This is a genomic window from Moorena sp. SIO1F2, assembly GCF_010672755.1.
Lineage (GTDB): Bacteria > Cyanobacteriota > Cyanobacteriia > Cyanobacteriales > Coleofasciculaceae > Moorena.
Window position 1 is genome coordinate 1 of record NZ_JAAHFV010000296.1, and the last position, 8,110, is coordinate 8,110.

At 44.6% G+C, this 8,110-nt stretch carries 12 protein-coding genes and 2 pseudogenes; 5 read left to right on the plus strand and 9 right to left on the minus strand.

Annotation, left to right across the window (positions count from 1 at the left end; genetic code table 11):
* Positions 1 to 181, plus strand: a pseudogene (locus tag F6J94_RS25860) (hypothetical protein); the annotation flags it as partial.
* Between the two features lie 178 nt (positions 182 to 359).
* Here F6J94_RS25860 and F6J94_RS25865 read toward each other — a convergent pair.
* The 5 genes from F6J94_RS25865 to F6J94_RS25885 all read right to left on the minus strand — a co-directional run bounded on the left by F6J94_RS25865 (position 360) and on the right by F6J94_RS25885 (position 4,473).
* Entirely contained in the window at positions 360 to 1,202 is an 843-nt protein-coding gene (locus F6J94_RS25865; protein WP_293045407.1) for a prohibitin family protein, read from the minus strand.
* Positions 1,203 to 1,337: 135 nt separating this feature from the next.
* Complete coding sequence (locus F6J94_RS25870; protein ID WP_293017662.1) at positions 1,338 to 1,484, minus strand: hypothetical protein; 147 nt, start codon at positions 1,482 to 1,484, stop codon at positions 1,338 to 1,340.
* A 161-nt stretch (positions 1,485 to 1,645) separates the two neighbouring features.
* On the minus strand, positions 1,646 to 3,355 hold the full coding sequence (locus F6J94_RS25875; RefSeq protein WP_293045410.1) for an ATP-binding protein: 1,710 nt from the start codon (positions 3,353 to 3,355) through the stop codon (positions 1,646 to 1,648).
* Between the two features lie 45 nt (positions 3,356 to 3,400).
* A complete protein-coding gene (locus F6J94_RS25880; protein WP_293045413.1) occupies positions 3,401 to 3,523 on the minus strand; it encodes a hypothetical protein in 123 nt (40 codons plus the stop codon).
* Positions 3,524 to 3,681: 158 nt separating this feature from the next.
* On the minus strand, positions 3,682 to 4,473 hold the full coding sequence (locus F6J94_RS25885) for a glutathione S-transferase family protein (RefSeq protein WP_293045416.1): 792 nt from the start codon (positions 4,471 to 4,473) through the stop codon (positions 3,682 to 3,684).
* A gap of 1 nt (position 4,474) precedes the next feature.
* Between F6J94_RS25885 and F6J94_RS25890 the strand changes: the two genes are divergently transcribed.
* On the plus strand, positions 4,475 to 4,624 hold the full coding sequence (locus F6J94_RS25890) for a hypothetical protein (protein WP_293045419.1): 150 nt from the start codon (positions 4,475 to 4,477) through the stop codon (positions 4,622 to 4,624).
* Here the strand turns inward: F6J94_RS25890 and F6J94_RS25895 are convergent.
* From F6J94_RS25895 to F6J94_RS25905, 3 genes are all read right to left on the minus strand, one after another.
* The gene (locus F6J94_RS25895) at positions 4,619 to 5,374 is read right to left on the minus strand and encodes an MBL fold metallo-hydrolase (RefSeq protein ID WP_293045430.1); all 756 of its coding nucleotides are present in this window, start codon (positions 5,372 to 5,374) and stop codon (positions 4,619 to 4,621) included. The two genes, F6J94_RS25890 and F6J94_RS25895, sit on opposite strands and share 6 nt — an antisense overlap.
* 174 nt (positions 5,375 to 5,548) lie before the next feature.
* Entirely contained in the window at positions 5,549 to 6,148 is a 600-nt protein-coding gene (locus F6J94_RS25900; RefSeq protein WP_075906794.1) for a Uma2 family endonuclease, read from the minus strand.
* Between the two features lie 474 nt (positions 6,149 to 6,622).
* Entirely contained in the window at positions 6,623 to 6,814 is a 192-nt protein-coding gene (locus F6J94_RS25905) for a hypothetical protein (RefSeq protein ID WP_293045422.1), read from the minus strand.
* A 213-nt stretch (positions 6,815 to 7,027) separates the two neighbouring features.
* On the opposite strand from F6J94_RS25905, the gene F6J94_RS25910 reads away from it, so the two are divergent.
* From F6J94_RS25910 to F6J94_RS25920, 3 genes are read left to right on the plus strand one after another with little or no spacing between them, the layout of a single operon-like run.
* Complete coding sequence (locus F6J94_RS25910) at positions 7,028 to 7,186, plus strand: hypothetical protein (RefSeq protein WP_293045424.1); 159 nt, start codon at positions 7,028 to 7,030, stop codon at positions 7,184 to 7,186.
* Positions 7,187 to 7,220: 34 nt separating this feature from the next.
* Positions 7,221 to 7,544, plus strand: coding sequence for a DUF433 domain-containing protein (locus F6J94_RS25915; protein ID WP_293045426.1), 324 nt, complete (start codon positions 7,221 to 7,223; stop codon positions 7,542 to 7,544).
* Positions 7,534 to 7,722, plus strand: coding sequence for a hypothetical protein (locus F6J94_RS25920; protein ID WP_293045428.1), 189 nt, complete (start codon positions 7,534 to 7,536; stop codon positions 7,720 to 7,722). The genes F6J94_RS25915 and F6J94_RS25920 overlap by 11 nt, the downstream gene beginning before the upstream one ends.
* Here F6J94_RS25920 and F6J94_RS25925 read toward each other — a convergent pair.
* Positions 7,676 to 8,026: pseudogene (locus F6J94_RS25925) on the minus strand (hypothetical protein); the annotation flags it as partial. The gene F6J94_RS25920 and the pseudogene F6J94_RS25925 overlap by 47 nt on opposite strands.
* Between the last annotated feature and the right edge of the window lie 84 nt (positions 8,027 to 8,110).

Below are 8,110 nucleotides of genomic sequence, written 5' to 3' on the forward strand. Positions count from 1 at the left end.
TTGCCATCATTGGCAATGGCACAATTCAAGGCATAGACAATGCTTCGATTACTCTAGAGGCCAATCAAAGTTAAGGGGCGGGGGCGCGGGGAGATGGGGAGATGGGGAGATGGGGAGATGGGGAGATGGGGAGATGGGGAGATGGGCGAGGTTTTTATTAAGGGTAATTATCCTGACATGATATTAAGCTTTACTTCGATTGCTATCAATTTATTTTTAAAAAACCCGTTTTCTATCTAGAAAACGGGTTTTTGTAGTTGTAATTTAACTACTAATACTCAACTGCAAACTATCAAACGTCTCACTAGTAACTAGCATTAAATTAAAGAGTTTTTGATAATTTTATTGACATTTTGATGCTATTGAGGTACGTTGTTTAGGTCAAAGATAAAGGGAACACTGCTATTCCTATCACCACCAATAACGAGAACTTTAGGCATCTGAGCCCCACCTTCTCGCCAAGCTGCGATCGCTTCTTTCTGGAGCACCAGTTCACCCCCTTGAGCTTTGAGGGTTTCGGCCAAAAGTCGTTGAGCTTCTGCTTTACCCTGAGCGCGATTAATTTCTGCTTGAGCTTCTTGCTCAGCCTGCTGTGCTACATAAACAGCTCGTTGGGCTTGTTGTTCAGCTACCTGTTTTTCTTCAACTGCCTTGGCAAATTCCCTAGAAAAATTCAGGTCAATGACACTAGTATCCAATACTTGGACATCATACTTGGCTAACCGTTCGCCCAAAGCCTTATCAAAATCTTCCTTTAACTGACTCCGTTGGGTAATCGATTCTTCAGCAGTACGAAGTGCGGCAGCAATTTTAAATGACTCTTGAGTCTGAGGGGCAATAATTGTCGCCACTAGATTCTGTAGAGTTCCTTGTTTTCGCCTGATGCTAACCACTTGACTGGGATCGAGGCGGAAGTTGATGGCAAATCGAGCGGTCAAATCCTGAAGATCCTTTGTGGAACTCTGGGCTGGGACTTCAAACTTCTGTACGGTGACATCATACACATCGACTATAGAGACGAAGGGCAGTTTGAAGTGGAGACCCTCAAGCAGAGCGCCATCTCTAGCTTTACCCAAAATACTAAGGACTCCAGCCTGACCGGGATTGATAATTACAAAACAATTAAAGGTGAGGAGAATAACTAATGCTGCGATAATCCCCCCCACTAAAGATTGCCAATTTTGTGGATTTTGGTTCCTCAAGTTTTAATCTCCTTTTAAATTATCCCCCGGATGAATCACAGGGGAATTAAGCCCTGATGTTACCAGATCGGGCATTTGCTAGATATCGTAAGCCTTATGGCATCATATCTTCAGCATACTAGAAAAGTTCGTCTATCAGCTATCAGCTATAGCAAAGGGAACAGGGAACAGCGGATCTGGGAACAGGGAGTAGGGAGTAGGGAGTAGGGAGTAGGGAACAAAATTCTCAGCAATTCCTACACGGATTGCTATATTAGCTATCAGCTTATGGGCTACGCCCACGCTACACCGAACAGCTTATGGGTCACACAGGCTAGAAGCCTGTGCCACGCTAGTTGAGGTGCCACGCTAGTTGAGGTGCCAAAGGCCAACGGCTGACCACTGACCACTGACCACTGACCACTGATAGCTGACCGCTGACCGCTGACCACTGACGGCTGATCTCAAAACCCTATATCTTCCCTAGCTAATTGGGCGGCTAAAAATACCTCTTGATCGGACTTTTGTTGCCAATCTAGCTCCCCAATTTCCTGATAAAATTGTTGATCGTAAGCACGAGTCTTGACTACGACTGGCATTGGTACGGCATGTCCTAAAATCAAGGCTTGTTGCTTAGAATCGAGCTTGGCTAATACCGAACGCAAACTTTGGCCACCAGACACCCCAGTAAAAATTGCTTCAATATCTTTATCATCATTTAGCAAACAGGTAATCCGAGTTCCAATTTGAGACATGACTTCGTTATCAATTCCAGAAGGACGCTGGTCTACGACTAACAAGGTTACAAAATACTTGCGCATTTCACGGGCAATAATCCCAAAAATTGTTTGCCTTACTGTGGCTGGATCTAGGAAACGGTGGGCTTCTTCAATGGTAATCACTAGGGGACGGGGGCGATCGCTGGCATTTTTTGAATGCAAAAATATCTCGGCTTTTCTGACATAACTGCTATGAATACGACGGGTAATTAAATTAGTAGCTAACATATAGGAAAGCATGTTGGATTGGGAACCGAATTCTACGACAACATGCTTCCCAGCATCGAGAGATTCTAAAATTCGCTTGACATAATTATGGGGACAAGCACTACGGATATATTTTAATTCATCCAATCGGCTTAATTTGCGCTGTAATGCCATAATTGAGGACTTGTTGCCTCGTTTTACTTCGCAAAATTCCTGGATTTCTTCATTGGTCATGGAGAGCAGTTGCACAATCCAGGATTTGCCAAATTCATTGCGTAAAATAATGGCATTTTCTAGACTAGCTTCAGAAAGATTTAACTCTCCTCGGACTAGGTTGATATCTTCTACTTCAATCTGGTCATAACTCAGATAAAGCTCTTGGGCATCCCGAATCCCTCGTCGTCTGGTGGATTCTGGGTCGAGGGTATAAACTTGTACCTGGGATGGAAAAAGCTGACGCAATCCTTTGACTGTACTAAATTGTTTCCCTTCCGATACGGCTTCCCAGCCATATTCCGAGTGCATATCAAAAATTAAATTTACTGCTGCTTGCCTACGGATAATCCCAGATAGCAATAGCCGAGTTAGAAAGGATTTACCGGTGCCAGATTTACCAAAAACCCCGTTACTGCGTTCTACAAACCGATCTAAGTCAATGCATATGGGGACTTCCATGTCAAGGGGTTGACCAATGGAAAAATTCCGGCGATGGGGGTCATCTTCTGAGCCAAAGACTGCCCGAAAATCCCGTTCACTGGCATCGTATACTTGAGAAAAATGGCTGGGAATTGTTTTTACTGGTAACAATTCCATCTCTTCGCTACTTTGAGCTTGAAAGGAGCCTAAGGGACTTTTTCCATTTAGTTCCACTGGCGGTTGTGACTGGGATTTTTGTGGCGTAAACATTAGCATCGGGGTTAAATTAATCGTACCGTAGGTGCCACTACCTGCGAGTACATCCCGTAGAAAGTCATCATTGGGATTAGGAGGATTAACCAGAATCCGCTGACTGGAGGTTCCCAAAGAGACATCGGTGAGCATACAGAAGAAACGCGATCGCATTCCCTGAACCACCAGAAATTTCCCCACTCGCATATCTTCTACGGAGACATCGGGGTGTAATCGCACTTCCAATCCAGCAGACAGAGAGCCTTGAATAACTGAACCTAAAGGTTGACTTAAATCCATTACCACAATTGCCAGGACTATTGCAATCCTAAATCATTTGGGTTATTAGGGAGTAGGGAGTAGGGAGTAGGGAGTAGGGAGTAGGGAGTAGGGAGTAGGGAGTAGGGAGTAGGGAGTAGGGAGTAGGGAGTAGGGAGTAGGGTGCGTTAGGGGTGGGATTGCCATCATATTCAAGGTCCAGCGCCAGTAGCCCCGTAACGCACCACTTTTCTAGGCAATAGGCAAGCTAGCAAGCTAGTCCGCCCCGTAACGCACCATCGGGTCAAACTGACCACTGACCGCTGACGGCTGACGGCTAACCGCTGACGGCTTAGGGTCAATTATGATTACTCGATATCAATTGATGTGGGTTGAGAATCACTGGGACTATCGGAAACTAAAGGTTTGCGATAATCAGCATAGATGCGATCGCGCCAAGCAAAAAAGGTTTCATAGAGGTTACTATCGGCAAAGCCAGGAATCCCTTGACCTTTATATTGCTGGGGGATATCGAGATAATTCCCATCGGGGAATTTCAGGAGCAGACTTAAACCGGCTACGGCAAAATCTGCTAAGCAAGGGGAGTTGCTGACTAGATAAGGACTATCCAGGAGCAATAGACTCAAGGCTTCTAGGTCTTGCTTGAGACCATCTTTGGCTTCCTTGACGGCATCAGTGCCACAACCGACACCAAACCCTAGAATATCTAAAAATTCCGAGGGTACGGAACCAACTACTGTTTTGAGCACATCCGGGGTTTGGTTCGGTAAGACCGATTTGCGGAAGTCGGGATTTTGACTCAATGCGCCATAGACCACTTTCCGGCTCTTGGTACCAATGGATTCATCTGCCCATTCTTCGATCAGTAAGCAGAGTCCTCGTTCTTTGGGATCGCTGGGGATGATGGGTTTGTCGGGATATTTGCGATCCAAATACATTGCGATCGCAGTGGAATCGCTAATCACGGTATCCCCATCTTTTAGCACTGGTACCTTACTTTGACCAGACAGTTGGAATAGTTCTAACTGTCCTACTCCTGGGGTTACCTCAATTTTGCGATAGTCCAGCTCTTTGTAATCCAGAATCAGTCGTACTTTCTCTGAGTATTGGGACAATTCAAATTGATACAACTCCAGCATTTTGGATCTCCTAGCTGTTGATGTGGGACACTATGCTACTCTAGCGTTTTCACATTCCTCTTCCCACACTTCCCACACTTCCCACACTTCCCACACTCCCCCTTCTCTTCTCCCGATTCCCGATTCCCGATTCCCGATTCCCTTCCTATAACTCCAACGAAACCCCTAGTTTGGGAGTGATGACTTTGGTAGGCAGGTTCTGCTGGAGGAGTTGCGATCGCAATTCTTCGAGACTCCCCACTTCCCGCAGCACAGAAGCCAAAACCCCTTGATACTCTACAATTTCATCGGCTGCTGTGGGCAGAAAGACTTGGGGTTGTAACCATTGCGCCAACTGCAGTGCTGTTTTATGGCCTTGAATGACTGGCCCTAGTAACGGTAATTCTAAGGTCACGGCTGGGCTAATCACGATATCAACTGGGGCATAATCCTTGACTTCAGCAGGGGGATAGCCATGAGGTTCGTAGTAAAGACTTTTACCACTATCCAACTGCTTGATCAGATAGGCATTTTCCTGCTGGAATGGACCAATGGGTGCTCCTGGCAAGGCTCGGATTTCTATGTGATCTCCTAACGCAACGGTTTCACCAGCAGTAAGGGTAGTTACCTGGGTATAACCTAGCTGTTTGACTACCTTTGTTGCACTAGTAGAGCCAACCACTGGAATAGTTTTGTCTAATTTTTCCAAGGTTGGCGTATGGGCGTGGTCCTCTAAGCCTTGGGAGAGCAAAATTAGGTCAATTTTATCCGGAATGCTATTAAGTGCTTCCGGTTTGTCCCCTTTAAAGAACCAAGGTTGGTTGCCAAAGACCAATGAACCTACTAACCAGGGGTCAATCAGAATTCGTTGCTCTGGGAGTTCCAGTAGCCAGCTGTTTGCGCCGAAATGGGTGAGATACATACCAGTCAGAGAAGCTTCTTTTGCCTTAACCAAAACTACGATAACGCTTTTTAGGGAATCGGGAATCGGGAATCGGGAATCGGGAATCGGGAACAGGGAACAGGGAACAGGGAATAGGGAACAGAAAAAGTTAAACCCTTAAACCTTCAACTTTCAACTTTCAACTTTTTAACCTTAAACTTGACAAGTTTCATCATCCTCTTCAAAATTAACCCCTTCGTAAATATCACTAAAGTTAAGTTTAAAGTCGATAGTACTTAATTCCAGAATTGCTGCTTCTGAAGTTTGCTCAGTAAGTAACCATTGTCCTTCACTGGTTTTGGTATGTTGAATCACATGATATCTGGCCTGATCTATCAATATATATTCCTTAAATTGGGGAATTGAGCGATAGTAGAGAAACTTCTCTCCTTGGTCATAGTTTCTAGTAGATTTGGATAATACTTCAACAATTAGCAAGGGATTCATGACAGTCGTCTTACCTTTGCCGGTATAGATGGGTTTCCCCTGAATTACCATAGTATCGGGATAGGTATACTGGCTATAATCAGGTATCCACAATCGTACATCACCGATATAGATATCGTATGCTTGTCCTTTTAAGGCAAACTTCAAGTGAGCTGCAAAATTCAGAGCAATTTTATTATGATTTGTAGTGCCTCCAGCCATCGGTAAAATTTCTCCATCCCGATATTCACTTTTATAATCAGCAGCTTCTTCTAGTTCTAAATACTCGTCTGCTGTGTAGTAGCGTTTTTTATCTTTTAATAGCATAGTGCTTTCCTTTGAGAATTTAGAATTTAGAATGAAGAATTTAGAATGGAGAATGAAGAATGAAGAATGTAGGGTGCGTTAGGGGCGGGCTTGCCCTCATTTTTAACTTCGAGGGCCAGTATTGGAATAGCCCGCCCCGTAACGCACCACCAAGTAGAATGGAGAATGAAGAATGAAGAATGAATGGTGAATTGGAAATTCTGCCTTCTGCCTTCTCCCTTCTGCCTTCTGCGTTCTTAGAGGAGATCTGAAAAGTTTTTTGATACTGAATTTTGCCCCCCTAGCCCCCCAATTCTGGGGGGAAAAAGAATCAATTTGCTGGTAAAAGCCCCCAAAATTGGGGGACCAACGGGGGCTTAGATGTAGCAAATGAGACTTCTCAGACAACCTCTTAATTCTCAATTCTTAATTCTACATTCTTAATTCTCAATTCTTAATTCTACATTCTTAATTCTACATTCTACATTCTTAATTCTACATTTCATCCCTAGGAAGATCGCCTAGATCAAAAACAATGATGAATTCAGCATCAGGCATTAATCGTTTCAGAGCCTTTAAATGCCCTTCCGCATCAGAACGATTGCGAAAGCGACCAACAACAACTCGCTGCATCTTTGGTAACAGGCGAACGATGGCCCACGGGTGTAGGCGGTGATAGTAAGTCATAATTGGGTTGTCTCCTTTTATGGGGCGATCTAGAGCCAGCCTAGAGATTTTGGACTGTCAGTAGGCTGGCTCTTCCCATGGACGTTTTTCATCCACTTTTATAGTATAACATAAAAAACGCTATAGTATAACATATTTAAAAAATTTTTGTAACAAATTCTTTAGGGAGTAGGGTGTGGGGTATGGGGTGTGGGGAGATGGGGAGATGGGGAGATGGGGAGATGGGGAGATGGGGAGATGGGGAGATGGGGAGATGGGGAGATGGGGAGATGGGGAGATGGGGAGATGGGAGTCAGATCAGTTTTGCTAGCATGCCTATTGCTAGCATGCCTATTGCCTTTTGCTAGCATGCCTATTGCCTTTTGCTTATAATTAATACGGTTATCTTTTAATCAAAATCAGACAAATGTCTATCCAACAAATAACTACCGAATATATTGCCATAGATCCTGACTATTGTTATGGTAAACCCCGCATCGCTGGGACAAGAATGCCTGTTGCTGCTATTGCTGAAATGTATTTGGAGATGAAAGAATCTTTAGAAGAAATTGCTCACAAGTATGATCTGTCCTTAGCCCAGGTTCATGGGGCAATGGCATACTATTTTGAGTATCAGGAAGAAATTGACCGTCACACCATTGAAACGGATCGACTTGTTGAACAAATAAAGGGAAATAGTCCTACTTCAACGTTTCAGGAACAATGGAGACAGATCACGGGTGAAAGGTAAACAGAAGACTCGTTCTCTTGGTGAGATGATCAAGGGCTTGATTTTGATACAGCAGATTTATACCCCAAAGGGTCTATCTCCCCGATTCCCGATTCCCGATTCCCTACTCCCTACTCCCTACTCCCTACTCCCTATCTCCCTAACATTTCCAAATAAGCCTTTTCCATTTCCCGAGTAAATTCCTTACCATTCCACAAGGGCGCAGTTTGTCGAGATTGTCGCAGTTTCCAGGAAATTTGTTGTCTCAGAGCAGGGTCTTTACCTAAGCGAATCCCCCACTCGATATACTCATCATCTGTCCAAGCAATGCCTTCCGTTATTCCCGCATTCATCATCATGGTGTAACTGTTGCGAGCAACAAACTGTTCTCCCACTCGGGTGACTAGGGGAATACCCATCCAGAGGGTTTCCAGGGTAGTGGTGGCTCCATTGTAGGGATAGGTATCTAGTACCACATCCGCAATGCCTAAGTTGGCACGATGAATCGCCTCCGGTTTCTACCAGAAGTACCTACGGAAGCGGTTCATCGTGCCAACTTAGGCATTGCGGATGTGGTACTAGATACA